Origin of the sequence: Metapseudomonas boanensis (assembly GCF_042232855.1) — a bacterium.
Taxonomy (GTDB): Bacteria; Pseudomonadota; Gammaproteobacteria; order Pseudomonadales; family Pseudomonadaceae; genus Metapseudomonas; species Metapseudomonas boanensis.
In genome coordinates this window covers 682925-709783 of the sequence record NZ_CP113889.1, presented here as the reverse complement: position 1 = coordinate 709783, position 26859 = coordinate 682925, and the positions used below count along the sequence as shown (strand labels likewise).

Sequence of the window (26859 nt, the reverse complement as noted above, 5' to 3'; positions counted from 1 at the left end):
TGACCTCAATAGGAGCGCTTCTCATGGCTGTTGGTCTTGGCCCTCTGCCTACCCTGCACCCGGTACCCGGTTTCGAACTTGGCATTGCTTCCGCTGGCATCAAGCGCCCGGGGCGCAAGGATGTGGTCGTGATGCGTTGCGCTGAGGGCTCCACCATCGCCGGCGTGACCACCACCAACGCCTTCTGTGCTGCTCCGGTGCTGGTCACCCGAGAACGCCTGGCTGGCGAGGTGCGTTACCTTCTGACCAACACCGGCAATGCCAATGCCGGAACTGGCCCGGACGGCCTAGTTCGCGCCCGCCGCGCCTGCGCCAAGCTGGCGGAGCTGGCTGGGATTGCCGACAGCGCGGTGCTGCCGTTCTCCACCGGGGTGATTGGTGAGCCGCTGCCTGTCGAGAAGATCGAGGCGGCGCTGTCGGCGGCGCTGGCCGACCTCAAGGTGGACAACTGGGCGCAGGCCGCCGAGGGCATCATGACCACCGACACTCAGCCTAAGGGCGCCAGCCGCCAGTTCCAGCACGACGGGGTGACCATCACCGTTACCGGCATCAGCAAGGGTGCCGGGATGATCCGCCCGAATATGGCCACCATGCTCGGCTACATTGCCACCGACGCCAAGGTGGCGCGCGATGTGCTGCAGGTCCTGGTGCGTGACGCGGCCAACAAGTCCTTCAATCGCATCACCATCGACGGCGATACCTCCACCAACGACTGCTGCATGCTGATCGCCACCGGCCAGGCTGCCCTACCGGAAATCACTGCCGCCAGCGGTGAGTTGTTCGCAAAGCTCAAGCAGGCGGTGTTCGAGGTGTTCATGGAGGTCGCCCAGGCCATCGTGCGTGATGGCGAAGGTGCCACCAAGTTCGTGACTGTGCAGGTCAACGGCGGTGCCAACCACCAGGAGTGCCTGGACGTTGCCTATGCCGTGGCGCACTCACCGCTGATCAAGACCGCCCTGTTCGCGTCTGACCCGAACTGGGGCCGCATTCTCGCCGCTGTGGGCTACGCTGGCGTGCCGAACCTGGACGTGAGCAAGATCGACGTGTTCCTTGGCGAAGTGTGCATCGCCAGCCAGGGTGGCCGGGCCGCTACCTATACCGAGGAGCAGGGGGCGGCGGTGATGGCCCGAGAGGAAATCACCATCCAAATCGAGTTGGGGCGTGGCGACTGCAGTGAGACCATCTGGACGACCGACCTCTCCCATGAGTACGTGAAGATCAACGCCGAATACCGCTCGTAAACCGGCATTCCCGTTTTTCATCCCTGGATGAAAAACGGGAATTTGCCACGGGGCCCGTCACCTTCCATGATCCTGCGACACACCGACTAACTCGATGGATCCCGGGAGGGCCCAATGTCCCTGACACTGGTAATCGGCAACAAGAACTACTCATCCTGGTCCCTGCGTGCCTGGTTGGCCCTCCAGTTGACCGAAGCGGAGTACGAAGAGGTCCTGGTGCCGCTGTATCGTCCGGACAGCCGCCAGTGCCTGCTGAGCCATTCGCCCACTGGCAAGGTGCCCGTCCTCAAGTGCGACGACGGTACCATCTGGGACTCTCTGGCGATTGCCGAGTACCTCGCCGAAACCTTCCCTGAGGCGCATCTCTGGCCGCGTGGGGAAGCCGCCAGGGCTTTTGCGCGTTCTGCCTGCGCGGAAATGCATAGTGGCTTCAGCGCCTTGCGCAGTCATTTGCCGATGGACTTGCGGCGTAACCAGCCACTGTCCGAAGTACCCTCTGAGGTGGTCGAGGATATTCGCCGCATTTGTGCGATCTGGGCGGAGTGCCGTACCCGCTTCGGGCAGGACGGCCCGTTCCTGTTTGGCCACGCGAGTATCGCCGATGCTTTCTACGCACCAGTAGCGGGCCGGTTGCGTAGTTATGCAGTGGCATTGCCGGCTGACGCGGAGGCCTATGTCGAAACCATCTATCAGTGGCCTGCCTTCCAGCGATGGTACCAGGCCGCACTGCAAGAAACGGAGATCATCGAATGAAACGCGTGCATGTGGCAGCTGCGGTCATCCGTGGTGTCGACGGCCGGGTGCTGATTGCCAAGCGTCCGGACGAAAAGCACCAGGGGGGACTTTGGGAGTTCCCGGGGGGCAAGGTGGAGGAAGGGGAGGCCGTTCAGGTTGCTCTTGCCCGTGAGCTGAAGGAAGAGTTGGGGATCTGTGTGACTGCCGCACGCCCGCTGATCCGGGTCCACCACGATTACCCGGACAAGCAGGTTTTGCTGGATGTCTGGGAGGTCTCGGACTTCACTGGCGATCCTCATGGCGCGGAAGGGCAGCCGCTGGCTTGGGTTTCCGCGCGCCAGCTGGGCGACTACGAATTTCCGGCGGCCAACAGGCCAATCTTGGCGGCAGCTCGCTTGCCGGAGCGTTACCTGATTACGCCGGACGATCTAGAGCCCCAGGCTCTGTTGTCGGGTTTGAAAACGGCCCTGGCTTCGGGTATCCGCCTGGTCCAGTTGCGGGCTCCACGCATGTTCGATGCGCAGTATCGGGACTTGGCCGTGGATGTACAGGGCCTTTGTGCCGGCCGCGCACAGCTGATGTTGAAGGGCCCGCTGGAATGGCTGGGGGATTTCCCTGCCGCCGGCTGGCACCTGACTGCCGAGCAGCTGCACAAGTACTCGCCCAATGGTCGTCCGTTTCCCAGCGAGCGCTGGCTCGCAGCGTCCTGCCACAGCGCAGAAGAGCTGCAACTGGCTGCTGCCATGGGCGTGGACTTCGTCACTCTTTCGCCATTGCAGGCCACTCACACTCACCCCGAGGCGGAGCCGCTAGGGTGGCAGGCTGCAACTGAGTTGCTGAGGAGTTTCAACCAGCCGGCTTTCCTGCTCGGTGGCGTAGGTCCTCAAGACCTTGAGCGCGCCTGGCTGGCCGGCGCCCAAGGCGTCGCTGGTATTCGTGCATTCTGGCCAGAGAATCGTTGACCAGTCCATTTAGAGAACCAACTCGCAAAGGGAGCAGTTGCGGCAGCCCGTGCCTGACCGTTCGCTCTCCCTCTTGGAGAGGGAAAAGGGGACGGGATGTTGGCAGTTTGCTTGGGCCTGAAGGGAGGATCTCCGGTCTGCTTAGCGGACAAATTCGCCTCCACAGGTGTTGTGTCCTTCATCGAGATCGCGAGCCCAACCATCGGGGGGCTAGCTTAAGCCTTGGGCGCTGCCTGCCAAAGCACCTCATTGACGCTCTGCCGCCGGCCGATCAGCCGTGCGGCCACGAATAAGAGGTCGGAAAGGCGGTTGAGATAGGCCAGGGCGATTTCGCGCAGCGGCTCCTCGGCATTCAAGTGCTGCGCGCGGCGCTCGGCGCTGCGGGCGAAGCTGCGGCATATGTGGGCCTGGGCGATCAGCCGTGAGCCTCCCGGCAGGATGAAGTTCTCCAGCGGGCCGAGTTCGTCGTTCCATTGGTCGATGGCGGCTTCCAGGCGTGCGACTTCAGCAGCTTCCAAAGCCTGGTATTCCGGCATGGCCAGTTCGCCACCCAGATCGAAGAGGCGGTGCTGGCAGGGTGTGAGGACGTCGATCAGCTCGCTCAGGCCTGGGCAGGCTGCCTGTTGCTCGACCAGTTCGGCAATGAGCAGGCCGAGTTGACTGTTCAGCGTGTCGATTTCACCGATGGCTTCGATGCGAGGATGGTCCTTGGGAACGCGACGGCCGCTGGACAGGCCTGTTTCGCCTTTGTCACCTGTGCGGGTGTAGATCTTCGAGAGGCGATAGCCCATTTCAGGCTCCTGGCTGTTCCGGGGTGGACGTGAGCGGCAGGCGCAAGGTGAAGCAAGTGCCCTGGCCTGGCTTGGACTGCACTTCCATTTGCCCCTTGTGGTTATTGGTGATGATGAAATACGAGACCGAAAGACCAAGCCCTGTGCCTTGACCCACTTCCTTGGTGGTGAAGAAGGGCTCGAAAATGCGCTTGCGCACGGGTTCTGGAATTCCGACTCCATTATCCTCTACCTGGATTTCTGCCCAGGGTGGGTTTAGCCGGGTGCGCAGGGTGATGTGGCCTTCCTCGTCATCCTCGCGCTGGTGGATGGCCTGGGCAGCGTTCTTCAGCAAATTCAGTAGTACCTGCTCCAGTTCGTTGGCGGTGCCGGGGACTGGGCCAAGGTGTGGGTCGAATTCGCGGGTGATGCGCATTCCCTTGAAATCGAAGCCTTCGGTGAGGTCGAAGTCGTTGCTGGCGATTTCCAGGGCCTGGTCGAGCAGCAGCGGTAGTTGGCAAGGCGCCAATTGCCGGTTGCTACGTCGGCTGAAGGCGAGCATGTTGCTGACGATCTTTGCTGCGCGCGCGCCCGCCTGGTGGATATCATCAAGTAGCTTGGGCACTTCACGGGCTTCCAGGTAACGGTTTACCGCCTCGAGCTGGATGCCCGCCGCCTCGGCCTGCTGCTGGTTTCGGTCCAGCTCGGGTGACAGGCGGCGGCGGATGTTCTGCACGTTGTGCAGGATCGCGCCAAGCGGGTTGTTGATTTCATGGGCCATGCCGGCCGCCAGGCCGCCTACCGAAAGCATCTTTTCCGACTGCACCATCAGTTCTTCCATGGATAGGCGTTGGGTGATGTCGTCGATACGGATGACCACGCCCCGACCTGTTCCGCCCATCAGCGGGTAGAAGGTCAGCGCGTAATGATGGACAGCGTCCCCGACCAGCCAACTGACCCGTTCAACTTTCTCTACCTTGTGCTTTTCCGCAGTCAGCCGGATCTGCGGCAGGAAGGGCTTGAGTGATGGGAAGGCAAGGAATACCGGCTGGTTCAGCGCATCGTCCATGGGCGTGCCGGACAGAGTGCTGGCCTCCTGGTTCCACTGGGTGACGTAAAGCTGTTCGTCCAGGGCGATCAGGGCCGAGGGCATGGAGTCGATGATGCTGTTGAGGTAGTTCTGGAAGCCGGTGAGCTTCTTCTCGATCTTGCTCCGCACCTGGACTTCGAGCTCCAGGCGGCGGTTGGAGTGGCGGGTCTCTTCGGCCAACTCGCGGGCCTGGTCGAATGCGGCTTGGGCGTCGTCGCGCGCGCGCTTGAGCTGCTGCTCTCGCGCTTCGATCCGGCTGAGCATGGTATTGAAGGCATCAGCCAGGCTACCGATTTCGTCCCGGTTGCCGCGCGGTGCGCGCAGGGAGTAGTTCTCCTCGCGGGTGACCTGCCTTGAGAGCTCCTCCAGCCGACGAATCGGCCGGGTGACCATGCGGCGGATCTGCCGGGCGATCAGCAGCCAGAGCAGCACGCTGCAGGCCAGGATCGCCAGGCTGGCGGTCAGGGTGCCGGTGTAGAAAACCCCGGGTAATTCGCTGGAGGCCACGAGCAGGAGATGGCCTGGGGCTTTGCCCGGGACCGGCAGTTCTGCCAGGTGGGTGGTGCGAAACTCGTGTCGACGCCAGGCTTCGAGGTCCGTCGAGCGCAGGGGTAGGTCAAGTTGTTCACCGCGCTGCATTTGCGCGAGCAAACGGCCGTTGCTGTCGTAAAGGGCAGCCGCGCGCAGCGGCGTGTAGCTATCCAGGCGCTCCAGCAGTTGCTTGGCGCCTTCCTCCGATGCCAGCGCTTCGCTGCCTAGTGCCGAGGTGGCAAACAGGCGGCCGAGCGTGACCAGACCTTGCGGGGCGACGCTTTCCTGGGAGATCCAGTAAGCGGCGCTGATAAAGGCGAGGTTGGCGATGAGGAGCACAGTGGCGAGCAGGACCAGCAGGGCGGCGAGCAATTTGCGTCCGACCGACAGGTTCTCGAGGCGCTGGCGCAGGATGGTCAAGGGGCGTTTTCCGCTGCTGGGCTGTGGGCAGGGTAGCGCGGGGTCAGTTGACGGGCAATCCGTGCTGTCCGAGGTAGTCCGTCAGCCGGGCGTGAAGGGCTCGCAGCCGGGGAAGCTCCAGGTGCAGTTGTGTGGCGACGCTACAGGCATGGCCCAGCAGGAAGCTGATCTCTGTGCGCTGCCCGCGGGCAACATCCTGATGCATGGAGGAGAAGTTTGCCGCTGTTGCCTGGATAACCTTCAGGACCTCTGCATGAAGTCCGGCGGCCGCTTCGGGTTGGCCACAGCCACGCAGCAGTTCTACCAGCTCGCTGCACAGCGCGGCAACCACGGCAGCGTGGTCGGACAAACCCCCGTTTCGGCAATCGTGCAGTACAGTGAGTGGGTTGATGGCGCAGTTCAACGCTAGTTTTCGCCATAGACGCGAGAGGATATCCGGTGTCCAGGCGTGGGGGATATCGGCGCGCACCAGGTCGGCCAGCCACGCCGGCGCCTGCGGTAGTTTCGGGTCGCCGAGCCAGGTGAAACCCTGACCGGCGAATACCACGCGGAAGTCCCCGTCACGGAAGGCGCCTTCCGTGCTGGATGCAAGAATGCACCGGGCCTGGGGAACGCATGCAGCCACGGCGTCTTGGCTGCCCAACCCGTTCTGCAGCAGGATCAGCTCAGCTCCGTGCGCCAGGCGATGAGCCAGTTGCTGCACCGCAGGCTCGGCATCATAGGCCTTGCAGGCCACTAGCAAGCGGCCGATGGGCCCAGGAGTTTCGGGAGTTTCTGCCGCGATCGGGTAACGCCGCGCCTCGCCTTGCTCGACCAGCGTCAGGCCGTCTGCCGCTGAATAGGCCTGAAGCCTGGTCTGGTTACGTAGAATCAGCCGGGTCGGTATTCCCGCGCGGAACAAGCGAGCAGCCCAGAGGCTGCCCAAGCTGCCGGCACCCAGGATATGCCAAGTCATGGTTGCGGAAGACGCAGGGCTGTCACGCGGCCGCTGGCGTAGGACTCGGGGAGCAGGGCTGCGGCCTTGTCCAGCAGTTCGTCTATGTCCAGGGGCAGCGCCTTGGTATCCATCCCGACCAGGCTGATGCCTGCCTTGAGCGTGATGAAACCTTCACTGGTCTTGAATGCCTTGAGATTGAGTCCTTCATGCAGTCGCTTGAAGCTGCTGGGAGAGCACTCGTGCAGGTCATCGAGCAGGGTAATCAGGCCGAAGTGGTTGTCGTCCAGACGGGTCAGCACATCGAGCGGGCGGATCAGTTGCTGCAAGCGACGGGCAACGCCGTGAAGCAGTTCGTTGTAGAACGCGTCCCCGTATTGCCGACGCAACTGTGGGGTTTCCAGCAGGCCGATCTGCAGGTAACACAGGGCCCCGCCTCGGGATTCGACCTGGCGCAGGCTATCGATGAGTTTCTGGCGCAGATAGCGCGGGTTACCCAGGCCGGTCAGGGCGTCCACGAGATTGCGCTGTTCCAGGCTGGCAATGTTCTGCGTGAGTCGGTGATTCTCCTGCAGTAGCCGTTGCAGTGTGTTGCAGAGCCGGTCGGCGGCATAGACACGCGGAACCAGTTGTTCGCTCATGGCCGCCTTGCTGATGAAGTCGTCGACGCCGCGATCGAAGGCCTCCGAAAGCACGTTGTCACCTTCCTTGCCGGTGAGCAGAATGATGTAGCTGTAGTGGTCCGTCATCTCATCCAGTTGGCGGACCCGAGCGGTCAACTCCAGGCCGTCGATCTCCGGCATCAGCCAGTCGGCGAGGATGACGTTGGCTGGTTTCTGCTCCAGTAGCCGAAGCGCCTCGTCAGCGCTGCTGGCAAAACGGACATCCTGATAGCCGGCCTGGCTCAGGGTTCGGCCGATAATGGCGCTGGAAAATTTTGCATCGTCCACCACCAGAATACTGAGATGAGGGTTGGGCATGGCAGGCTCGCAAGGGCAGGGTGGCGGGGGCGATTATGGCTAAATGATATCAAAGTCGACATCCATCGCCTTTTCTCCCTGTCGTTCAGGCGGTTGCCCGCCGCTTGGGGCGCTGGAGAAAAGACGGCGTGCCGCTCGGTTATAATGGGTGCGCATTTTTTATCGTCAAGCCAGGCGCACTGTTATCCGTGATGCAGGTCGCGCCTTCTATCTGGAGGAATCCCATGCCCTCGTTCGACGTGGTGTCCGAACTGGACAAGCACGAAGTCACCAATGCGGTCGACAACGCTCTCAAGGAACTGGATCGCCGCTACGACCTGCGCGGCAAGGGCAGTTTCGAGTTCAAGGAGCTGACCGTCACGCTCACTGCCGAGGCGGATTTCCAGCTCGAGCAGATGCTGGAGATCCTCAAGCTCTGCCTGGTCAAGCGCAAGATCGATATTCAGTGCCTGGAGATCAAGGACTCTTACCCCTCCGGCAAGGTTGTGAAGCAGGAGGTCATTCTTCGGGAAGGCATCGACAAGGAGCTGGCGAAGAAGATCGTTGCTTCGATCAAGGACAGCAAGCTCAAGGTCCAGGCTGCCATCCAGGGCGAACAGGTGCGCATCACCGGCAAGAAACGCGATGACTTGCAGGAAGCCATTGCGGCCCTGCGCGCCAAGGAATTCGGGATGCCGCTGCAGTTCAACAACTTCCGCGATTGATCGGGATTTTTGGACTTTCGCGAGCAGCTGGAGTTGCAATTTGAGGGTTGTTTCGCTGGCCGCCATGGTTGATCCATGGCGGCTTTGTTTTTAGCCCCGTGTAAAGAATTTGGAGCATGACCATGGATATGAATGTTGACGAGCTGGTAAAGCTCTCCGAGGCCTGGCTGCCTATCGTGGTCGAGTACAGCGGCAAGCTGTTGCTGGCCTTGCTTACCCTCCTGGTGGGCTGGTGGCTGATAAACAAGCTCACCGGCAACGTCGGCAGGCTGATGCAAACCCGACGGGTCGACAGGACCCTGCAAGGGTTTATCGGTAGCCTGGCCAATATCATCCTCAAGGTATTGCTGCTGGTCAGCGTGGCCTCGATGATCGGCGTGGAAACTACCTCGTTCGTGGCAGCTATTGGTGCAGCGGGCCTGGCGATCGGCCTGGCATTGCAGGGCAGCCTGGCGAACTTCGCTGGTGGGGTGCTGATCCTGTTGTTCCGCCCGTTCAAGGCTGGAGATTGGATCGAAGGCCAAGGTGTGGCCGGCACGGTCGATAGCATCCAGATTTTTCACACCACCCTGAAGACCGCCGACAACAAGGTGGTGATCGTGCCCAATGGCAGCCTCTCCAATGGCAACATCACCAACTACTCGCGCGAACAGACGCGGCGAGTCGACATCAACCTGGGTATCGACTACGACTGCGACATAAAACTCGCCCGTCAAGTGTTGCTCGAGATCGCCAAGGACCCGCGGGTGCTGAACCATCCGGAGCCGGTGGTCTTCGTGACCGGGCTCGGCGAGAGTGCTATCAATATTTCTCTGAGGGTCTGGGTTGCTGCGGCTGATTACTGGCCGGTGACATTCGACTTCATCGAGCGTGCCAAGGAGCGGATGGACGAAGCGGGGATCAGCATTCCCTTTCCCCATCGGGTCGTGCGCCTGGTCCAGAGCGCCTGAGGTTTTACGGGACATCGAAGACAGAAAAGCCCCGGAAACCGGGGCTTTTTCTTGGATCAGACGTTGAAGCGGAAGTGCATCACGTCCCCGTCTTTGACAATGTATTCCTTGCCTTCCAGGCGCCATTTTCCGGCTTCTTTTGCCCCGGCTTCGCCCTTGTACTGGATGAAGTCGGTGTAGGCGACCACTTCGGCGCGGATGAAGCCTTTTTCGAAGTCGGTGTGGATCACAGCGGCAGCCTGCGGGGCTGTGGCACCGACCCGGACGGTCCAGGCGCGGACCTCCTTCACGCCAGCGGTGAAGTAGGTCTGCAGGTTGAGCAGTTCGTAGCCGGCGCGGATCACGCGGTTCAGGCCCGGTTCTTCGAGGCCCAGGGACTCAAGGAACATGTCCTTCTCTTCGCCGTCATCGAGTTCGGCGATTTCGGCTTCGATCTTGTTGCACACAGGCACCACGACCGCGCCTTCATTGGCGGCAATGGCTTTCACTACGTCCAGGTGTGGATTGTTCTCGAAACCATCTTCGGCCACGTTGGCGATGTACATCACCGGCTTGCTGGTGAGCAGGTGGAAGCCACGGACCAGGCGCTTTTCGTCGTCGCCGAGGGTTTTCAGCAGCGAGCGCGCCGGCTTGCCTTCGGTGAAGTGGGGGATGAGCTTTTCCAGCAGGGCTTTTTGCGCGAGGGCTTCCTTGTCGCCACCTTTTGCGTTGCGAGTGACGCGCTGCAGTTGCTTCTCGCAGCTATCGAGGTCGGCAAAGATCAGCTCGAGGTCGATGATCTCGATGTCACGCTTGGGGTCGACGCTGTTGGAAACGTGGATGACGTTTTCGTCTTCGAAGCAGCGCACCACGTGGGCGATGGCGTCAGTTTCACGGATGTTGGCGAGGAATTGGTTGCCCAGACCTTCACCCTTGGAGGCGCCTTCCACCAGGCCGGCGATGTCGACGAACTCCATGGTGGTGGGGATTACGCGCTCGGGCTTTACGATCTCGGCCAGTGCGTTCAGGCGCGAATCGGGCATTGGCACGATACCGCTGTTCGGCTCGATGGTGCAGAAGGGGAAGTTCTCCGCCGCAATGCCAGATTTGGTCAGGGCGTTGAACAGGGTGGACTTGCCGACGTTGGGCAGGCCGACGATGCCGCAATTGAATCCCATGGTATATGCCTCTGCGCGGAGTGGGTTCAGGCCTTCTGACTGTGCAGCTTCTGCATGGCGCGGGTGAAGTCACCGGCGAGCATTTCGGGCAGCACGTCTAGGGCGAAGTCGATACTGGTGCCGAGTAGTTCCTGTTCGGCGCGCGGGGCGCGGCCAAGAACGTAGCCGGAGACCAGGCTGCTGTGCCCCGGATGGCCAATGCCAAGCCGCAGGCGGTAGAACGAATTCTGATTGCCAAGCTGGGCGATGATGTCGCGCAACCCGTTGTGGCCGCCATGGCCGCCGCCCTTCTTGAGCTTGGCGACGCCGGGGGGCATGTCGAGTTCGTCGTGGGCCACCAGGATGGCTTCGGGGGGGATGCGGAAGAATCCTGCCAGTGCCGCCACGGATTGGCCGCTGCGGTTCATGTAGGTGGTGGGAATCAGCAGACGAACGTCACGACCTTGGTGGGAGAACTTTCCGACCAGGCCGAAGTATTTCTTGTCGAGGCTGAGATTGACGCGTTCGCGGTCGGCCAGGCGCTCAACGAAAAGAGCCCCTGCGTTATGCCGGGTCTGGTCGTATTCGGGGCCTGGGTTACCCAGGCCAACGATCAGTTGGATGGCAGTCACTACAGGGGCTCTTCTTCAGGCAGTCGAGTAAGGAGTTGGTCCGGATCCTTTGCGCGAAAGGCTAAGGCATTGGCGCGCGAGATCCGAAACAGATTCCCAGGTTACTCGGCTTCGCCTTCTTCTTTCACAACGCGGGAGGCGTGGATGTTGGCCACAGCCAGGTCGTTGCCGTGGGCCAGGGCTACCAGCTCGATACCTTTCGGCAGTTTGAGGTCGGACAGGTGAACGATCTGACCAACTTCGACCTGGGCCAGGTCAACTTCGATGAACTCCGGCAGGTCTTTCGGCAGGCAGGAGACTTCGACTTCAGAGATGGTATGGGAAACTTCGCCGCCGCCTTGCTTCACGCCAACGGAGGTAGCTTCGTTGATGAAGTGCAGGGGTACGTGAGCGGTCAGTTTCTGGCCAGCAACGACGCGCTGGAAGTCAGCGTGTACGACGAAGCCTTTCGACGGGTGACGCTGCAGGGCCTTGATCAGAACAGTTTCGGTAGCACCGGCAACGTTCAGGGCGATTACGTGGCTGAAGGCAGCTTCGTTTTCCAGCAGCTTGGCCAGTTCTTTGGCCAGCAGGCTTACGGATTGCGGAGCTTGCTCGCCGCCGTATACAACAGCAGGAACCAGATTTTCGTTACGACGCAGGCGGCGGCTCGCACCTTTCCCCAGGTCGGAACGCACGTTGGCATTCAGGGCAAATTCAGTCATTACAGTTCTCCAAAATAACCAAAACGCCCGTAATGCTTGCGACCAGCATCCGGGCGGTTGGTGAAAAAGCTCCGCTCTATCGATTTCGACGGTGCGGAGCGCTTTCGTTCAGGGATTTCCGCTTAGCGGAACATCGCGCTGATCGATTCCTCATTACTGATGCGGCGAACCGCTTCAGCCACAACCGGTGCGATATCCAGCTGGCGGATACGCGAACAGGCTTGTGCCGCGGCGGACAGCGGGATGGTGTTGGTCACCACCAGTTCGTCCAGCACGGAGTTTTCAATGTTCTCGATGGCACGGCCGGACAGCACCGGGTGGGTGCAGTAGGCGTAGACCTTGGCAGCGCCATGGTCCTTCAGGGCCTTGGCAGCGTGGCCGAGGGTGCCAGCGGTATCGACCATGTCATCGACCAGCACGCAGGTGCGGCCTTCGACGTCGCCGATGATGTGCATGACTTCGGACTGGTTCGCCTTGGGGCGACGCTTGTCGATGATCGCCAGGTCGACGCCCAGGGATTTCGCCACGGCACGGGCGCGAACGACGCCGCCAATGTCCGGGGAGACGATCATCAGATTCTCGAAGCGTTGATCTTCGATGTCGTCCACTAATACCGGGGAGCCGTAGATGTTATCCACGGGAATATCGAAGAAGCCCTGAATCTGGTCGGCGTGCAGATCGACGGTGAGAACACGGTCGATGCCGACGACGGTCAGCATGTCGGCCACTACCTTGGCGCTGATGGCCACACGAGCGGAGCGCGGACGGCGATCCTGGCGGGCATAGCCGAAGTAGGGGATGACTGCTGTGATACGGGAGGCCGATGAACGGCGGAAGGCGTCAGCCATCACTACCAGTTCCATCAGGTTGTCGTTGGTCGGGGCGCAAGTCGGCTGAATCAGGAAAACGTCCTTGCCGCGAACATTCTCGTTGATTTCAGCACTGATTTCGCCGTCGGAGAATTTGCCAACGGAGGCATCGCCGAGGGGAATATGCAGTTGACGTACGACGCGACGCGCCAGATCGGGGTTGGCGTTCCCCGTGAAGACCATCATCTTGGACACGCGCAGTACCTGCCGGCTGAGGGTGGACCTGATGAATTAAAAAGCTGTTCAAAATGCACAAGGCTTTTTGAACAGCTTTTTCGTGTATGGCAGGGGCGGCTGGATTCGAACCAACGCATGGCAGGATCAAAACCTGCTGCCTTACCGCTTGGCGACGCCCCTTTAAATTTAGATCACGCTTTGCAGAACAACTGTCGTACAGAACCCTCGAAGGGTTAATGGCAGGGGCGGCTGGATTCGAACCAACGCATGGCAGGATCAAAACCTGCTGCCTTACCGCTTGGCGACGCCCCTGTATCGTACAACCGAATGACTTGCATTCACTTCTTGGCCAACTCGTTAAGCTTGCGGTGCAACATCGAAATGTTACGACCTTGAGCAACGAAGCTCGGCAGAGTGGCCGGAAGTTGGCGGCGAACTTTATCAGCATCGCCCTTGTTTGGGAAGCTCCCAAACACACAAGCTCCAGTGCCGGTTAATCTAGCTGATGTGAAATTATTCAACAAGATCAGCGCGTTACGTACATCTGGGTAACGTTTCTCGACAACCGGCTGGCAGTCATTTCGACCGCCCCCCTCAAGAAGGCTGCGAACTTTAATGGGCTGCGTATTGCGTGTCAACTCAGGATCGGAGAAAACTTCTGCTGTGCTGACAAAGACTTGCGGTACGGCGACGAGAAACCAGGGTTCCGGAAGCTCCACGGGGGTGAGGAGTTCGCCGATGCCTTCAGCAAAGGCGGCGCGTCCTCGCACGAAAACTGGCACATCCGCGCCGAGGCCAAGCCCCAGAGCGGCCAGGCGGTCTTCACTCCATCCGAGATCCCACAACTGGTCGAGACCGAGCAGGGTGGTTGCCGCGTCCGAGCTGCCGCCACCGATGCCCCCGCCCATGGGTAGCCGCTTGTCGAGCCAGATGTCAGCGCCCAGCTGGCAGCCAGACTCGGCCTGCAGCTTGCGCGCTGCGCGGACGATCAGGTTGCTGTCATGTGGGACGCCGGGTACTTCGGTGCGCAGGTGGATTTCGCCGTCCGGGCGCAGGGCGAAGCCCAATTCGTCGCCATGATCGAGGAACTGGAAGAGCGTCTGTAGTTCGTGATAACCATCGGGTCTGCGGCCGAGGATGTGGAGCATCAGATTGAGCTTTGCCGGCGCCGGCAGGACGAGTGTTGCACCCTGCATGTCAGATACCGAGCTGGCGCGGCTGCCAGTCCTTGATCACGAGGGTGATGTCCAGGTCTTCGCCTTGCAGTTTGATGCGATCGGGTAGGGAATAGCCTTTCTGTTCGACATAGCTGATGTACTGCACATGCCAGCCGTCCTGCTCAAGGCGTGCCAGGCGGCTTCTGCCGTCCAGCGTCAGGCGGCTGCGGCTATCCGGGGCAGGAAGTCCGCGGACCCACCAGAGCAGGTGGGACACCGGCAGGCGCCAGCCAAGTTGTTCTTGTAACAGGGCTTCTGGAGACTCGGCCTGGTAGCGGCCCTGGTTGGCGACCTCCAAGACGATTTCCCCGGGACGCCCGGTCAGGCGGGCGGCGCCTCGCCCCAAGGGGCCGGACAAGCGAATGTCGTAGTAATCCTGGCGTTGCAGCCAGAACAATGTGCCGCTGCCGGAATCTCGCGGTGCGCGGATGCCCACCTTGCCGCTGATCTGCCAACCGTCGAGGGCGCTGACCTGGGTCTTGTGGGCAGTCCATTTGGCTGGGTCGCCCTGGCCTTCGAGTGTTTCGCGGGAGGTGAAGCCGGCGCAGCCGGTGAGCAGGAGCAGGGCGCCGGCGGCCAGGAAAGTACGTAAACGCATGGGTCAGAGGGTTCCGGAACCAGTCAGGCGTTGAAGGGTGTCGCGCAGGATGGCGCTGTCGGGCTGTTTTTCCAGGGCGTCGGCCCAGACCTTTCGTGCCTCGATCTGCTTACCCTGAGCCCAGAGCACCTCGCCCAGATGGGCAGCCACTTCGTGGTCGGGGAAGTTCTGGAGGGCTTGGCGCAGCAGGCGCTCGGCCTCGCTCAGGTTGCCCATGCGGTAGTTCACCCAGCCCAGGCTGTCGAGGATCGCAGGGTCGTTGGGATTGAGCTGGTGAGCTTGCTCGACCAATTTCTTGGCCTCGTCATAGCGCGTCGTGCGGTCAGCCAGGGTGTAGCCGAGGGCGTTCAGGGCCATGGCGTTTTCCGGCTCGCGCTCGATGATGAAACGCAGGTCCTTTTCCAGTTGAGCGAGGTCGTTGCGCTTCTCGGCCAGCATGGCGCGGGTGTAAAGCAGGTTGAGGTCGTCCGGGAACTGCTCCAGTGCTTGCTGGATGACCTTCCAGGCACGCTCGGGCTGCTGGCGCTTGGATAGGCTCTCGGCCTCGATCAGGTAAAGCTGAATGGCGTAGTCGGGCTGGGCTTCACGTGCCTTGGTCAGGCGGTTCTCGACTTCGTTGGCGCGACCGCTCTGCAGGAGAATCTCGACCTGACGCACCTGTGCCGGCAGGTATTCGTTGCCAGGGCCGACCAGGGCGTACTCGATCAGCGCACTTTCGTTGTTGCCTTGTTTCTCGTAGGCCTGGCCGAGGTTGAAGTGGGCGGCGTCGACGTGGCTGCCTCGCTCGACCAGTTCTTCCAGGTAGATCTGTGCTTCTTCCCAGGCTTCCGCTTCCATGCAGACGAGGGCCAGCGAGTAGCGCAAGTCGTCGTCATCGGGAAATTGCTGTACCAGGGCGGAGAACTCGGACTTGGCCTCCTCGAGCCGGTCCTGTTCCACCAGCATGCGGGCATAGGTCAGGCGCAGGCGCTTGTCGTCCGGGTGTTGCTTGATGCCTTTCTGCAGTAGGGGCAGGGCTTCTTTGCCGCGTTCCTGACTCTGCAGCAGACGGGCGCGCAGCAGGATGGGGGCGATCTCTTCGTCGTTGGCAGGAATGCCTTCGAGCAGCGTCAGGGCTTCTTCGGTCTGGCCGTTCTGCTGCAGCAGCACCGCCTTGCCGAACACCAGTTGGCTGTTGTCGGGGTACTTGGCCAGCAGGCGATCGAAGCTCTGCATCAGGCCATTGCGGGTTTCAGCATCGGTCTCGACGGCGGAGAGCGCGAGAAAGTCGAAATGGGTATCGCCCTGGCCTTGCAGCACCTTCTCCATGTAGGCCATGGACTCGTCATAGCGGCCGGCGCGTGCCAGCTGCACGGCAGCCGCGCGCTGGGCATCAAGGTTTTCTGGAGCGTTCCTGGCCCAGATAAGGGCGGTATCCAGGGCGGCCTGTTCGGCGCCCAGGTACTCGGCAATGCGGAAGGCTCGCTCGGCCACGCCGGGGTCTTGGGTCGCGTTGGCCTGTTGCACATAGTTGCCGAGGGCGATGTCGAAACGGTTGCGTTGGCCGGCCAATTCCGCTGAAAGCAAGGCGAACAGGGCTTCACGGCTGAAGGAGCCGTAGACCTCGGGCTTGGCGGGTGTACTGGTTTGGCTCTCATCTTCTACGGGCGGGGTGCCGTCTGGAGATTTGTGAGTCAAGTTCTGGCAGCCGCCGAGGAAGAGGAAGGCGGCCAGCAACGCAAGGGATCTATTCATAAGGGAAGAGGCGACTTACCAGCGGTGGGGCCATCATGACACAAGCCTTGAGTCAAGCACATGGGGCGCGGCCCTGTGCGCTGTGGTTGAAAACCTGTTCGATGCGACAATTCTCCACGGTAGTTGTTCTCGTTCTAGTGAAGTAGGACAATTGCGCGCCCTTCCGATTCAGTTAGCGACCCTGCATGGCCTTTCTTGCTTTAGGTATCAACCATAAGACCGCCTCGGTGGATGTCCGCGAACGCGTGGCTTTCACTCCCGAGCAGCTGGTTGAAGCCCTGCAGCAGTTGTGCCGCGTCACGCCCAGCCGCGAGGCGGCGATTCTCTCCACCTGCAACCGCAGCGAGTTGTACCTGGAGCAGGACCAGCCCTGCATCGACGAAGTCCTCGCCTGGCTGGCCGGCTATCACAATCTAAGCCTCGAAGAGTTGCGTGCCTGCGCCTATGTTCATCAGGACGATGACGCGGTACGTCACATGATGCGCGTAGCTGCCGGGCTCGATTCGATGGTGCTGGGCGAGCCGCAAATCCTCGGTCAGATGAAGTCCGCCTATGCCGTGGCCCGCGAGGCGGGTACGGTCGGGCCGCTGCTCGGCCGGTTGTTCCAGGCCACCTTCAGCACCGCCAAGACGGTGCGGACCGACACCGCCATCGGCGAGAACCCGGTTTCGGTGGCGTTCGCTGCCGTGAGCCTGGCCAAGCAGATCTTTGCCGACCTGCACCGTAGCCAGGCGTTGCTGATTGGGGCCGGCGAAACCATCACCCTCGTAGCTCGCCATCTGCACGAGCAGGGCGTCAAGCGCATCGTGGTCGCCAACCGGACACTGGAACGCGCCAGCATGCTGGCCGAAGAGTTCGGCGCCCACGCGGTGCTGCTGGCCGATATGCCGCAGGAACTGGTCAACAGCGACATCGTCATCAGCTCCACCGCGAGCCAGTTGCCGATTCTCGGCAAGGGCGCCGTCGAGCGCGCACTGAAGCAGCGCCGGCACAAGCCGATCTTCATGGTGGACATCGCCGTCCCACGCGATATCGAGCCGGAAGTCGGTGAGCTGGACGACGTCTACCTCTATACCGTGGATGACCTGCACGAGGTGGTCGCGGAAAACCTGAAGAGCCGCCAGGGCGCGGCCCAGGCCGCTGAAGAACTGGTCGGCGCCGGGGTCGATGACTTCATGCAGCGACTGCGCGAGTTGGCCGCAGTGGATGTGCTGCGTGCCTATCGCCAGCAGGCCGAGCGTCATCGTGATGATGAACTGGCCAAGGCCTTGCGCCTGCTGCAGAACGGCAGCTCGGCCGAAGAGGTCCTGGCTCAGTTGGCCCGTGGCCTGACCAATAAACTGCTGCACGCCCCCAGCGTGCAGCTGAAGAAACTTTCCGCCGACGGGCGCTTCGATGCGCTGAGCGTGGCCCAGGAACTCTTTGCCCTCGACGAGGGCTCGGATAAACGTTCGCAATGAAAGCTTCCCTGCTGAACAAGCTCGATCTCCTCCAGGACCGCTACGAGGAACTCACCGCCTTGCTGGGCGATGCCGAAGTCATCAGTGACCAGGGCAAGTTTCGCGCGTATTCCAAGGAGTTTGCCGAGGTCGAGCCGGTGCTCCTGGCGTTCCGCGAGTTCCGCAAAGTCCAGAGCGACCTCGAAGGGGCCCAGGCGCTGCTCAAGGACAGCGACCCCGACCTGCGTGAAATGGCCGAAGAAGAAGTTGCCCAGGCCCGCGAGCAACTGATCGAACTGGAAAATCGCCTGCAGCGCATGCTGCTTCCGAAGGACCCCAACGACGGTCGCAACGTGTTCCTCGAAATCCGTGCCGGCACAGGTGGTGATGAGGCGGCGATCTTCTCCGGCGACCTGTTCCGTATGTATTCGCGCTATGCCGAACGCCAGGGGTGGCGGGTCGAGATACTCTCGGAAAACGAGGGCGAGCACGGCGGCTATAAAGAGGTGATTGCTCGGGTCGAAGGCGATAACGTCTACGCCAAGCTCAAGTTCGAGTCTGGCGCGCACCGCGTGCAGCGGGTGCCGGAAACCGAATCCCAGGGCCGCATCCACACCTCGGCCTGCACGGTGGCCGTATTGCCCGAGCCGGACGAGCAGGCCGCCATTGAGATCAATCCGTCCGACTTGCGCGTGGACACTTACCGATCTTCGGGCGCCGGCGGCCAGCACGTGAACAAGACCGACTCCGCTGTGCGGATCACTCACCTCCCCTCCGGGATAGTGGTGGAGTGCCAGGAAGAGCGTTCCCAGCACAAGAACCGTGCCAAGGCCATGGCCTGGCTGGCCGCCAAGCTGAACGACCAGCAGGAGGCCGCTGCACACAAGGAAATCTCCGAGACCCGCAAGCTGCTGGTGGGCTCCGGTGACCGTTCCGAGCGCATCCGCACTTACAACTACCCGCAGGGGCGAGTCACCGATCACCGCATCAACCTGACGATCTACGCTTTGGATGACGTCCTGGCCGGCGGTGTGGAAGCGGTCATCGAGCCACTGCTCGCCGAGTACCAGGCTGACCAGTTGGCGGCTTTGGGAGACTGAGCGTGACCATCATCGCCAGCCTGCTCAATGCCGCCCAACTGCCGGATTCCCCCACCCCGCGCCTGGACGCCGAACTGCTGCTCGCAGCCGCCCTCGGCAAGCCGCGCAGCTTTCTGCACACCTGGCCCGAACGGGTGGTGGCCAGCGAGGCCGCAGAGCGTTATGCGGGGTACCTTCAGCGGCGTCGTGCCGGCGAACCGGTTGCCTATATCCTCGGCCACCAGGGTTTCTGGAGCCTGGACCTGGAAGTGGCGCCGCATACCCTGATTCCCCGTCCTGATACCGAACTGCTGGTGGAGACCGCTCTGGCACTGATCCCAGCCACCCCGGCGCAGGTGCTGGACCTGGGGACCGGCACCGGCGCCATCGCGCTGGCCTTGGCCTGTGAGCGTCCGGGCTGGAGCGTTACCGGCGTTGACCGGGTGGCGGCGGCCGTCGAACTGGCTGAACGCAACCGCTCGCGCCTGCAGCTGGACAACGCCCATTTCGCGGAGAGCCATTGGTTCTCTGCGTTGGGTGAGCAGCGCTTTAATCTGATCGTCAGCAATCCACCCTATATCGCCGCGAAAGATCCGCACCTGGTCAAAGGCGACGTGCGTTTCGAACCCTCCAGTGCGCTGGTTGCAGGCAGCGACGGTCTGGACGATATCCGCCAGATCATCCGCGAAGCGCCGCAGCACCTGCAGCCTGGCAGCTGGCTGATGCTCGAACACGGCTTCGACCAGGCTGCTGCCGTGCGTGATCTGCTGGTCCGGCAAGGTTTCCATCAGGTGGAAAGTCGGTGCGATCTTGGCGGCCATGAACGTATTTCCCTTGGACAATGGCCATGCTGAGCGACCAGGAACTCCTGAGGTACAGCCGGCAGATCCTGCTGCCGCAAATTGACGTCGACGGGCAATTACGCCTCAAAGCGGCGCGAGTCCTGATCGTCGGACTCGGCGGGTTGGGTTCCCCCGTCGCCCTCTACCTGGCCGCTGCCGGTGTGGGTGAACTGCACTTGGCCGATTTCGATAGCGTTGACCTGACCAACCTGCAACGGCAGATCATCCACGACAACCAGAGCCTGGGGCGCAGCAAGGTCGAATCGGCTATGGCGCGTCTGACGGCGATGAACCCGGAAGTCCGCCTGGTGCCGCATACCCGCGCGCTGGACGAGGACGCCCTGGCCGCCGCCGTGGGCGCTGTCGACCTGGTGGTGGATTGCACCGACAACTTCGCCACACGTGAAGCGGTCAACGTCGCCTGCGTCGCAGCTGGAAAGCCGCTGGTGTCGGGTGCTGCCATCCGCCTGGAAGGCCAGCTTTCGGTCTTCGATCCCCGCCGCGAGGACAGCCCTTGCTACCACTGCCTCTACGGACACGGCAGCGAGGCTGAGCTGACCTGCAGCGAAGCTGGTGTAGTGGGGCCTTTGGTGGGGTTGGTGGGTAGCCTGCAGGCGCTGGAAGCACTCAAGCTGTTGGCCGGTTTCGGTGAACCGCTGGTGGGTCGCCTGTTGCTGATCGATGCGTTGGGTACCCGCTTCCGTGAGTTACGGGTCAAGCGTGATCCGGGCTGTGAGGTCTGCGGAGCGGGGCATGCCTGACGCGCCAGCAATCGGGGTATTCGACTCGGGTGTCGGTGGGCTCTCGGTTCTGCGCGAGATACGCGAACTGTTGCCGAACGAGTCCTTGTTTTATGTGGCCGATAGCGGTCACGTGCCTTACGGTGAGAAGAGCGCCGAGTTCATTCGCGAGCGCAGCCACCGCATTGCCGAATTCCTCATCGACCAAGGCGCCAAGGCCCTGGTGCTGGCCTGCAATACCGCTACCGCCGCGGCGGTGGCGGACCTGCGTGAGTGTTATCCACAACTGCCGATCGTGGGTATGGAGCCGGCCGTCAAGCCCGCTGCGGCCGCTACCCGCAGCGGTGTCGTCGGCGTCCTAGCCACGACAGGCACATTGAGGAGCGCCAAGTTCGCTGCCTTGCTCGACCGGTTCGCCAGCGATGTACGGGTGATTACCCAGCCGTGTCCGGGATTGGTCGAACGGATCGAGGCAGGCGACCTGGTTGGGGGGCAGACGCGAACACTGCTTGCCCAATACGTCGAGCCGCTGCTGGTCGAGGGCTGCGATACGTTGATCCTCGGCTGCACCCACTACCCCTTCCTGCGGCCGCTGTTGCGTGAAATGGTGCCCTCCTCGGTTAGCCTGGTCGACACCGGGGCAGCGGTAGCTCGCCAGCTACAAAGGCTGCTGGAGGCACGGAACCTGCTAGCCGACGGCAATGCCAGGCCCTGTCGATTCTGGTCGAGTGGGGACCCGCTCGCGATGCAGGAAATCCTGCCAGTGTTGTGGGGTGAGCAGGCTGACGTAAAGCGCTTTCCTTGCTGAAGGAAATCTCCGGCAGCTTATTTCCACGATTAAAAAGCTACCTATAATCGCTGATAGGTATTACTGCTTTCTGTCAGCACTTCCAGAATAAGGACTGTTTTCATGAAGAAGATGTTCTGCTTAGCCGCGGCTGCGGCACTTTCCATGGGGTACCTTGCTAACGTTCAAGCCGCTGGGGTTTCCCTCGATATTGGCCGGACGGGTGATTCCAGTTCCAACACGGTTTACCGTTTGGGCACGCAGTTCGACTTCTCCAGCAAATGGTTCCAGAGCGACGTGGGCCACGTGGGTGGATATTGGGATGCTGCCTACACCTACTGGGAAGGTGGCGAGTCAGCCAGCAGCCACAGTATTTCTTTCACACCGATGTTCGTTTATGAGTTTGCCGGGGAAACCATACGTCCCTATGTCGAGGCGGGTATTGGCGTAGCCCTGTTTTCCAGCACCGAGTTGGATGATCATGACATCGGCACTTCCTTCCAGTTCGAAGATCGCATTGGCGCCGGCCTGCGTTTTTACAACCAAGAACTGGGCCTGCGCGCCATGCACTACTCCAACGCCGGCATCAAGCAGCCGAACGATGGGATAGAGACGTATTCGCTGCACTATCGCCTGTCGTTCTGAGGCGAAACTGCGCAAAGGAAGACCGGGCGATCTGCCCGGTTTTTTATGAGAAAAGCCCGCGGGGGCGAATTCACTCGCCAAGCCGGTCGCAGGCCTGCCTGCAATCCCTCGACCCCACCCCGCTCCGAAAGGATTTACAAAACTCCGCTGACGCTGTTGCTCGCAGTAGAACGCAGCACAGGAAGTCGCTCGTGTCAGACCGCCGCCAACTGCTTGAAGGCCGACAGCGCTCGTTCGCGGCTCTTTCGGAGATCCACGATCGGCAATGGATAGCCCTGCACGCCGAACAAGCCGCCCAGGCGGGCCGGGTTGTGGATATCGCGCTTGTCGAGATGCGCCAGTTCGGGGACCCAGTGACGGATGAATCGGCCTTCCGGGTCGAACTTCTCCGACTGGCTGATGGGGTTGAAAATGCGGAAATAGGGCGCGGCGTCTGTGCCGGTCGAGGCGCTCCATTGCCAGCCGCCGTTGTTCGCGGCGAGGTCGCCGTCGATCAGGTGGCGCATGAACCAGCGCTCTCCCTCTCGCCAGTCGATCAGCAGGTTCTTGGTCAGGAACATCGCCACGACCATGCGCAAGCGGTTGTGCATCCAGCCGGTGGCGAGGAGTTGGCGCATGGCCGCGTCCACCAGCGGGATGCCGGTGCGTCCTTGCTGCCAGGCGTTCAGATCCTCTGGCGCGTGGCGCCAGGGCAGGGCTTCGGTTTCCTGGCGGAAGGCCCGGTGACGCGATACGCGCGGATAGCCCATCAGGATGTGTTTGTAGAACTCCCGCCAGAGCAGCTCGTTGATCCAAGTGACAGCGCCGGGGTGGCCGCTGTCGAACTCGCCGCAATTGGCCTGCAACGCCGCGTGCAGACATTGGCGTGGCGAAAGCACGCCGGCCGCGAGGTAGGGCGACAGTTGGCTGGTGCCGGGCTGCGCCGGAAAGTCGCGTTGACCCTGGTACTGCCAAAGCTGCTCTTCGGCGAAGGCTTCCAGGCGGTCTCGGGCGACCCGTTCTCCGGCCGGCCAGAGGTTGCGCAGAGATTCTAACGGTGTGGCGAACCTTTCAACCCGGTCAGGTACAGGGTCGCTCGGGATATCCATATCGGCCTGCGCCTTGGGCGTAGGCAGGCAACGGGGTATGGCCGCATGCAGGCGCTCGTAGCAGACCTTGCGGAACTGGCTGTAGACCTGGAAGTAGCCACCGCTACGAGTCAGCACGCTGCCGGGCTTGAAGAACAACTGGTCGAGATGCCTGTGCAGGGCGATGCCTTCGTCGGCCAGGCTTGCGGCCACCAATCGGTCGCGACGGACTTCGTGGATGCCGTACTCTTCGTTGACGTGCACGGCTGCGATGCGCTGCTCATGGCTTAGCTCGGCCAGCGCGCGCGGTGCCTCGGCCCAGTGATCGGCCCGGCGGATCAACAGCGGCACGTTGAGCGCACGCAAGGCTGTGGACAGTTCGGCGAGGTTGCGCAGCCAGAAGTCCACCTTGCTCGGGGCATCGTCATGGGCCTGCCACTGACCAGGTGTGATCAGGTAGAGCGCAAGGGTCGGGCCGGCGTCCAGTGCTGCATTCAGCGCGGTGTTGTCCTGGGTGCGCAGGTCGCTGCGGAACCAAATGAGTTGGCGCATGGGGCGGTCCTTATCGATTGTGCAGCAGGCCGAGCTCGGCCAGTGCGTCCACTGCGGCCAGAGGATCGTCGGGGCAGGTGGGGGGGAGCTTGTCGTTGTTCTGGGCCTGAACGATCTCGCGATGGATGGCGGCCGCAGGCCCAGCCAGCAGTATCGGGCAGGTGGAGTTGTTGAGTAGACGCGGCAACCCGTCAGCGCTCAGCGTCTGGCTCGAATAGAGCAGCAAGGCGCGTGGCTCGATGCGCGCAATCGCCAGGGCCAGCTCAGCCGGTGGCACCGGCCAGTCGAATACTTCCACCAGACAGTCATCGCTGCTGGCGAGCCAGGCGGTGAGCCAGAGGCCCGGCTCCATGGGCAGCTCGGAGAAGTTGATCAACAAGAGCGGCGCGCCGGTGCATAGGCGGTTGTTGTGGTAGAGCCGGGTGCCCAGTTTGCTACGCAGCCAGGAGTAGAGGAAGACGCGCTCCACCTGCGCGCCAAACTGGCATCGCCAGCGCAGTTCCAGCTCTGCGAGCAGCGGTTGGAGCAGCTGACGATAAAGCGTGCGGGGTGGGTAGAGCGCCATGGCGCTGTTGAAGCACTCATCCAGCTGACGCTCGGAGAGTGCGCCGATGGCATTCAGCAACTGGCGACGCTGATTGTCCCAGAGCGAGTCCGGCTCGGATTCAGCTTCGATCGCCGGCCGTTTGGCCTTCAGCAGGCCCTTGACCTGGCCGACCGCGACGCCGCGATTGAGCCAGGTGAGGATCAGCTGGATACGCGCGACTTCGTCTTCGGCATACAGCCGGTGACCCTTGCTGGTGCGCAACGGTACGATCAGTCCGTAACGCCTTTCCCAGGCACGCAGGGTGACCGGGTTGACCCCGGTGCGGCGCGCCACTTCACGAATCGGCAGCAAGCCCCTGGCGAGGGCGGCCTGGTACTCATGTTCGGTCGGGATATCGGGAGTCTCGTCCATGGCTAGATGGCATTGCGCAGGCTGAGTTCTTCCGGGTGCGGCTGCAGGTAGGCCTGCTGCGTGATGTACTCGTCCGGGTGGCTACTGAAGTGATGCTTGAGCAGGGTCATGGGCACCACCAGCGGGACGATGCCGGTTCGGTACTGGTCGATCAGGCGCTGGATTTCGGCTTTTTCCTGGGGGCTGAGGTGCCGCTTCAGGTAGCCAGTCAGGTGTTGGAGGACATTGCTGTGGGTGCGCCGGGTGGCGCATTTTTTCAGCGCCGCCATCAGGCCTGAGAAATAACGAGGGCCAACTTCCTCCGGATCGTGCTGGCCGATGCTGGCAAGCAGGCGGCCAAGTGCCTTGTATTGCTCCGGATCATTGGCAAGGACCTGGTACTTGTAGCGCGAGTGGAATTCGATGATCGCGCGGCGCGTCAACCCGTTGGCGCAAAATACTTGCCATTGCGCGTAGGCGTAGACGCGAGTGAGGAAGTTTTCTCGCAGTACCGGGTCCATCAGTCGTCCGTCTTCTTCCACCGGCAGATCGGGGTGCCGCGCACAGAAGGCTCCGGCGTAGATGCCGCGGGCGCCGCCCTCGGCGGTGTGGCCGTTCTCGCGGTAGACCTTGACCCGTTCCAGGCCACAGGAAGGCGAGCGGTGCATGAAGACGTAGCCGCTGATGCCGTGTAGCTCACCGGCCATATGTTCGCCGAACTCGGCGAGCGCCTTGGTGACATCCCGTTCGCGCTTCAGAGTGCCCACCGCGCGTGGTGCGCTGGGGTCACCGATCAGGCGAATGGGCTCGCGCGGGGTGCCGAGGCCGATGGCAACCTCCGGGCATACCGGGACGAAATCGAAGTGCTGGGCGAGGTCGCGGCTGCACAGGCGTGATTCCTTGTGACCACCGTTGTAACGCACCGGGTCGCCGAGGAGGCAGGCGCTGATGCCGAGCTTGGGACGCTGTGGAAGGCTGAACGCGGTCGTCATGGCACTTTCCTTGAACGTAACTTGTACAGAACTAATTTCATGTACAGCTTTTTTTAAATCATAGGCCGTTGTCTGTACAAATAAAAGTTTTGTACAGGTGTTGTATTGGTTTTGGGGTGTTCAGCGCCAGCCGGGTTGCCAGCGTTCGGCGTCGCTCAGGTCTTGCCAATCCAGGCGCTGGACGCGCTTGGTGAGCACCGCTTCGATTTCCACGAATAGCACCTTGTCGAGCTAATCGCGGACCAGTTCAGTGACCAGAAAGTGTGTTTCACGGTTGGACGGCCTCACGGCCGTCCATTTGGAGAGGAGAAGCTTGTTGGATTGCTGTGCCGCGTGCTCACAGGTGTTCAAGCAGTCGGCGAGCTGCTTCCTGGCCGCTGAGCCAGGCGCCTTCTACGCGGCCTGACAGGCACCAGTCGCCACAAGCGTAGAGCCCGAGGTCGGCATCGGCCAGCGCGCCCCATTGGTGGGCCTGGCTTGGCCGCGCATAGAGCCATCGGTGCGCCAGGCTGAAGCTGGGGGCGGGCACGGCGCAGCCGATCATTTCAGCGAAGGCGCCGTGGAGGTGTTCGATGACCACTTCTTTCGGCAGGTCCAGGTGCTGTTTGCTCCAGGCATTGCTGGCATGCAGGACCCAAGTGTCGAGGCCCGCTTCGCGGCCGGGCTTGGAGCGGTTGCGTGCGACCCAATCCAGCGGGTTGTCCTGCACGAAGCAGCCCTCGACGCGCGTGTCCAGCGGCGTGTCGAACCCCAGGGCGACGGCCCAGACCGGCTCCATGGCGACGCTGGCAGCTGCACCGGCAAGCTTGGGTGCCGCAGCGAGCAATGCCGTGGCCTGCGGTGCCGGAGTGGCAACGATCACATGGCTGAAGGGGCCATGGCTGAGACCTTCCGCGTCCTGCAGCCCCCAGTGGCGTTCGCCATGGAAGACCTCGGTGATGCGGCAGGCGAAGTTGACCGGAAGCGCCCCGAGCATGGCTCGGGTGATGGCACTCATCCGTGGCGAGCCGACCCAGCGGATCTGTTCGTCAGGGGAGGGCAGCAGTTGGCCGGCGGCAAAGTTGTAGAGACTGGGCGACCATTCGGCGACCCAGCCGCGATCCCGCCACTGCTTGACCATTTCGGCAAAGCGGCGGTCGCGGGCCGTGAAGTATTGCGCGCCAAGATCCAGGGAGCCGGCGTCGCTGCGTTTGCTGGACATGCGACCACCGCTGCCTCGACTCTTGTCGAAGAGTTCTACATGCTGCCCGGCAGCGTGGAGCGTCTGGGCAGCGGAGAGTCCGGCAATACCGGTACCGATGATGGCGATGGGTGCACTCATGGTCTACCTCGTTACCTATGATTACAGGCTACGCTTTAGACAATACCTGTACAAGAGTGTTGAATTGTATAGGT

Annotated in this window: 25 protein-coding genes, 2 tRNA genes and 2 pseudogenes; 11 read left to right on the top strand and 18 right to left on the bottom strand. The window is 61.9% G+C overall.

Features of this window, described 5'->3' with window-relative positions; genetic code table 11:
- Window positions 1–23 precede the first annotated feature (23 nt).
- From argJ to OXH74_RS03275, 3 genes are all read left to right on the top strand, one after another.
- The gene (argJ, locus tag OXH74_RS03285) at window positions 24–1241 is read left to right on the top strand and encodes a bifunctional glutamate N-acetyltransferase/amino-acid acetyltransferase ArgJ (RefSeq protein ID WP_375740069.1); all 1218 of its coding nucleotides are present in this window, start codon (window positions 24–26) and stop codon (window positions 1239–1241) included.
- Window positions 1242–1355: 114 nt separating this feature from the next.
- Window positions 1356–1994 carry a glutathione S-transferase family protein gene (locus OXH74_RS03280; protein ID WP_375740068.1) on the top strand — a complete coding sequence of 213 codons (639 nt, stop codon included), beginning with the start codon at window positions 1356–1358 and terminating at the stop codon, window positions 1992–1994.
- Complete coding sequence (locus OXH74_RS03275; protein ID WP_375740067.1) at window positions 1991–2938, top strand: Nudix family hydrolase; 948 nt, start codon at window positions 1991–1993, stop codon at window positions 2936–2938. Before OXH74_RS03280 ends, OXH74_RS03275 begins: the two co-directional genes overlap by 4 nt.
- A 215-nt stretch (window positions 2939–3153) precedes the next feature.
- Here OXH74_RS03275 and OXH74_RS03270 read toward each other — a convergent pair whose 3' ends face one another.
- The 4 genes and pseudogenes from OXH74_RS03270 to OXH74_RS03255 form a co-directional block, all read right to left on the bottom strand.
- Window positions 3154–3729 carry a cob(I)yrinic acid a,c-diamide adenosyltransferase gene (locus tag OXH74_RS03270; RefSeq protein WP_375740066.1) on the bottom strand — a complete coding sequence of 192 codons (576 nt, stop codon included), beginning with the start codon at window positions 3727–3729 and terminating at the stop codon, window positions 3154–3156.
- A 1-nt stretch (window position 3730) separates the two neighbouring features.
- Window positions 3731–5749, bottom strand: coding sequence for an ATP-binding protein (locus OXH74_RS03265; protein ID WP_375740065.1), 2019 nt, complete (start codon window positions 5747–5749; stop codon window positions 3731–3733).
- A 43-nt stretch (window positions 5750–5792) separates the two neighbouring features.
- Complete coding sequence (locus tag OXH74_RS03260) at window positions 5793–6704, bottom strand: putative 2-dehydropantoate 2-reductase (protein WP_375740064.1); 912 nt, start codon at window positions 6702–6704, stop codon at window positions 5793–5795.
- Window positions 6701–7669 (bottom strand): annotated as a pseudogene (locus tag OXH74_RS03255) (response regulator); the annotation flags it as partial. The gene OXH74_RS03260 and the pseudogene OXH74_RS03255, both read right to left, overlap by 4 nt.
- A gap of 218 nt (window positions 7670–7887) precedes the next feature.
- On the opposite strand from OXH74_RS03255, the gene OXH74_RS03250 reads away from it, so the two are divergent.
- The gene (locus OXH74_RS03250; RefSeq protein ID WP_215372828.1) at window positions 7888–8367 is read left to right on the top strand and encodes a YajQ family cyclic di-GMP-binding protein; all 480 of its coding nucleotides are present in this window, start codon (window positions 7888–7890) and stop codon (window positions 8365–8367) included.
- 122 nt (window positions 8368–8489) lie between these two features.
- Window positions 8490–9317 carry a mechanosensitive ion channel family protein gene (locus tag OXH74_RS03245; RefSeq protein ID WP_375740063.1) on the top strand — a complete coding sequence of 276 codons (828 nt, stop codon included), beginning with the start codon at window positions 8490–8492 and terminating at the stop codon, window positions 9315–9317.
- Between the two features lie 56 nt (window positions 9318–9373).
- On the opposite strand, the gene ychF is transcribed toward OXH74_RS03245, so the two are convergent.
- The 9 genes from ychF to OXH74_RS03200 all read right to left on the bottom strand — a co-directional run bounded on the left by ychF (window position 9374) and on the right by OXH74_RS03200 (window position 16384).
- Window positions 9374–10474: a redox-regulated ATPase YchF gene (gene ychF / locus OXH74_RS03240; RefSeq protein ID WP_375740062.1), complete on the bottom strand. Its 1101-nt coding sequence runs from the start codon at window positions 10472–10474 to the stop codon at window positions 9374–9376.
- Between the two features lie 26 nt (window positions 10475–10500).
- Complete coding sequence (pth, locus tag OXH74_RS03235) at window positions 10501–11085, bottom strand: aminoacyl-tRNA hydrolase (protein ID WP_215372825.1); 585 nt, start codon at window positions 11083–11085, stop codon at window positions 10501–10503.
- A gap of 101 nt (window positions 11086–11186) precedes the next feature.
- Window positions 11187–11789 (bottom strand): 50S ribosomal protein L25/general stress protein Ctc, encoded by a 603-nt coding sequence (locus OXH74_RS03230; protein WP_375740061.1) that lies wholly within the window; start codon window positions 11787–11789, stop codon window positions 11187–11189.
- A gap of 122 nt (window positions 11790–11911) precedes the next feature.
- Window positions 11912–12853 (bottom strand): ribose-phosphate pyrophosphokinase, encoded by a 942-nt coding sequence (locus tag OXH74_RS03225; protein WP_028629917.1) that lies wholly within the window; start codon window positions 12851–12853, stop codon window positions 11912–11914.
- Between the two features lie 87 nt (window positions 12854–12940).
- Window positions 12941–13015, bottom strand: a tRNA-Gln gene (locus tag OXH74_RS03220).
- 57 nt (window positions 13016–13072) lie between these two features.
- Window positions 13073–13147, bottom strand: a tRNA-Gln gene (locus OXH74_RS03215).
- Window positions 13148–13173: 26 nt separating this feature from the next.
- A complete protein-coding gene (ispE, locus tag OXH74_RS03210) occupies window positions 13174–14031 on the bottom strand; it encodes a 4-(cytidine 5'-diphospho)-2-C-methyl-D-erythritol kinase (RefSeq protein ID WP_375740060.1) in 858 nt (285 codons plus the stop codon).
- Window position 14032: 1 nt separating this feature from the next.
- Window positions 14033–14650 (bottom strand): lipoprotein insertase outer membrane protein LolB, encoded by a 618-nt coding sequence (gene lolB / locus OXH74_RS03205; RefSeq protein ID WP_215372822.1) that lies wholly within the window; start codon window positions 14648–14650, stop codon window positions 14033–14035.
- A 3-nt stretch (window positions 14651–14653) separates the two neighbouring features.
- Entirely contained in the window at window positions 14654–16384 is a 1731-nt protein-coding gene (locus OXH74_RS03200; RefSeq protein WP_375740059.1) for a tetratricopeptide repeat protein, read from the bottom strand.
- Between the two features lie 185 nt (window positions 16385–16569).
- Between OXH74_RS03200 and hemA the strand changes: the two genes are divergently transcribed.
- The 6 genes from hemA to OXH74_RS03170 all read left to right on the top strand — a co-directional run bounded on the left by hemA (window position 16570) and on the right by OXH74_RS03170 (window position 21916).
- Entirely contained in the window at window positions 16570–17844 is a 1275-nt protein-coding gene (gene hemA / locus OXH74_RS03195; RefSeq protein WP_215372820.1) for a glutamyl-tRNA reductase, read from the top strand.
- A complete protein-coding gene (gene prfA, locus OXH74_RS03190; RefSeq protein ID WP_375740058.1) occupies window positions 17841–18923 on the top strand; it encodes a peptide chain release factor 1 in 1083 nt (360 codons plus the stop codon). The genes hemA and prfA overlap by 4 nt, the downstream gene beginning before the upstream one ends.
- A 2-nt stretch (window positions 18924–18925) precedes the next feature.
- Window positions 18926–19756: a peptide chain release factor N(5)-glutamine methyltransferase gene (gene prmC / locus OXH74_RS03185; RefSeq protein ID WP_375740057.1), complete on the top strand. Its 831-nt coding sequence runs from the start codon at window positions 18926–18928 to the stop codon at window positions 19754–19756.
- Window positions 19750–20505 (top strand): molybdopterin-synthase adenylyltransferase MoeB, encoded by a 756-nt coding sequence (locus OXH74_RS03180; RefSeq protein ID WP_375740056.1) that lies wholly within the window; start codon window positions 19750–19752, stop codon window positions 20503–20505. The genes prmC and OXH74_RS03180 overlap by 7 nt, the downstream gene beginning before the upstream one ends.
- On the top strand, window positions 20498–21292 hold the full coding sequence (gene murI, locus OXH74_RS03175; RefSeq protein WP_375740055.1) for a glutamate racemase: 795 nt from the start codon (window positions 20498–20500) through the stop codon (window positions 21290–21292). Before OXH74_RS03180 ends, murI begins: the two co-directional genes overlap by 8 nt.
- A 102-nt stretch (window positions 21293–21394) precedes the next feature.
- Entirely contained in the window at window positions 21395–21916 is a 522-nt protein-coding gene (locus tag OXH74_RS03170) for an acyloxyacyl hydrolase (RefSeq protein WP_375740054.1), read from the top strand.
- A 194-nt stretch (window positions 21917–22110) separates the two neighbouring features.
- Here the strand turns inward: OXH74_RS03170 and phrB are convergent, their stop codons facing one another.
- From phrB to OXH74_RS03145, 5 genes and pseudogenes are all read right to left on the bottom strand, one after another.
- Entirely contained in the window at window positions 22111–23535 is a 1425-nt protein-coding gene (gene phrB, locus OXH74_RS03165; RefSeq protein ID WP_375740053.1) for a deoxyribodipyrimidine photo-lyase, read from the bottom strand.
- 10 nt (window positions 23536–23545) lie between these two features.
- A complete protein-coding gene (locus OXH74_RS03160) occupies window positions 23546–24493 on the bottom strand; it encodes a MerR family transcriptional regulator (RefSeq protein WP_375740052.1) in 948 nt (315 codons plus the stop codon).
- A 2-nt stretch (window positions 24494–24495) separates the two neighbouring features.
- Window positions 24496–25464 (bottom strand): YbgA family protein, encoded by a 969-nt coding sequence (locus OXH74_RS03155; RefSeq protein ID WP_375740051.1) that lies wholly within the window; start codon window positions 25462–25464, stop codon window positions 24496–24498.
- A gap of 120 nt (window positions 25465–25584) precedes the next feature.
- Window positions 25585–25815 (bottom strand): annotated as a pseudogene (locus OXH74_RS03150) (TIGR02450 family Trp-rich protein).
- Entirely contained in the window at window positions 25802–26785 is a 984-nt protein-coding gene (locus OXH74_RS03145; RefSeq protein ID WP_375740050.1) for an NAD(P)/FAD-dependent oxidoreductase, read from the bottom strand. The pseudogene OXH74_RS03150 and the gene OXH74_RS03145 overlap by 14 nt, the downstream one beginning before the upstream one ends.
- Between the last annotated feature and the right edge of the window lie 74 nt (window positions 26786–26859).

Coding starts and splice junctions, on each gene's coding strand:
- argJ (WP_375740069.1), top strand. CDS start 24: ATGGCTGTTGGTCTTGGCCCTCTGCCTACCCTGCACCCGGTACCCGGT.
- OXH74_RS03280 (WP_375740068.1), top strand. CDS start 1,356: ATGTCCCTGACACTGGTAATCGGCAACAAGAACTACTCATCCTGGTCC.
- OXH74_RS03275 (WP_375740067.1), top strand. CDS start 1,991: ATGAAACGCGTGCATGTGGCAGCTGCGGTCATCCGTGGTGTCGACGGC.
- OXH74_RS03270 (WP_375740066.1), bottom strand. CDS start 3,729: ATGGGCTATCGCCTCTCGAAGATCTACACCCGCACAGGTGACAAAGGC.
- OXH74_RS03260 (WP_375740064.1), bottom strand. CDS start 6,704: ATGACTTGGCATATCCTGGGTGCCGGCAGCTTGGGCAGCCTCTGGGCT.
- OXH74_RS03250 (WP_215372828.1), top strand. CDS start 7,888: ATGCCCTCGTTCGACGTGGTGTCCGAACTGGACAAGCACGAAGTCACC.
- OXH74_RS03245 (WP_375740063.1), top strand. CDS start 8,490: ATGGATATGAATGTTGACGAGCTGGTAAAGCTCTCCGAGGCCTGGCTG.
- ychF (WP_375740062.1), bottom strand. CDS start 10,474: ATGGGATTCAATTGCGGCATCGTCGGCCTGCCCAACGTCGGCAAGTCC.
- OXH74_RS03230 (WP_375740061.1), bottom strand. CDS start 11,789: ATGACTGAATTTGCCCTGAATGCCAACGTGCGTTCCGACCTGGGGAAA.
- ispE (WP_375740060.1), bottom strand. CDS start 14,031: ATGCAGGGTGCAACACTCGTCCTGCCGGCGCCGGCAAAGCTCAATCTG.
- lolB (WP_215372822.1), bottom strand. CDS start 14,650: ATGCGTTTACGTACTTTCCTGGCCGCCGGCGCCCTGCTCCTGCTCACC.
- OXH74_RS03200 (WP_375740059.1), bottom strand. CDS start 16,384: ATGAATAGATCCCTTGCGTTGCTGGCCGCCTTCCTCTTCCTCGGCGGC.
- hemA (WP_215372820.1), top strand. CDS start 16,570: ATGGCCTTTCTTGCTTTAGGTATCAACCATAAGACCGCCTCGGTGGAT.
- prfA (WP_375740058.1), top strand. CDS start 17,841: ATGAAAGCTTCCCTGCTGAACAAGCTCGATCTCCTCCAGGACCGCTAC.
- OXH74_RS03180 (WP_375740056.1), top strand. CDS start 19,750: ATGCTGAGCGACCAGGAACTCCTGAGGTACAGCCGGCAGATCCTGCTG.
- murI (WP_375740055.1), top strand. CDS start 20,498: ATGCCTGACGCGCCAGCAATCGGGGTATTCGACTCGGGTGTCGGTGGG.
- OXH74_RS03170 (WP_375740054.1), top strand. CDS start 21,395: ATGAAGAAGATGTTCTGCTTAGCCGCGGCTGCGGCACTTTCCATGGGG.
- phrB (WP_375740053.1), bottom strand. CDS start 23,535: ATGCGCCAACTCATTTGGTTCCGCAGCGACCTGCGCACCCAGGACAAC.
- OXH74_RS03160 (WP_375740052.1), bottom strand. CDS start 24,493: ATGGACGAGACTCCCGATATCCCGACCGAACATGAGTACCAGGCCGCC.
- OXH74_RS03155 (WP_375740051.1), bottom strand. CDS start 25,464: ATGACGACCGCGTTCAGCCTTCCACAGCGTCCCAAGCTCGGCATCAGC.
- OXH74_RS03145 (WP_375740050.1), bottom strand. CDS start 26,785: ATGAGTGCACCCATCGCCATCATCGGTACCGGTATTGCCGGACTCTCC.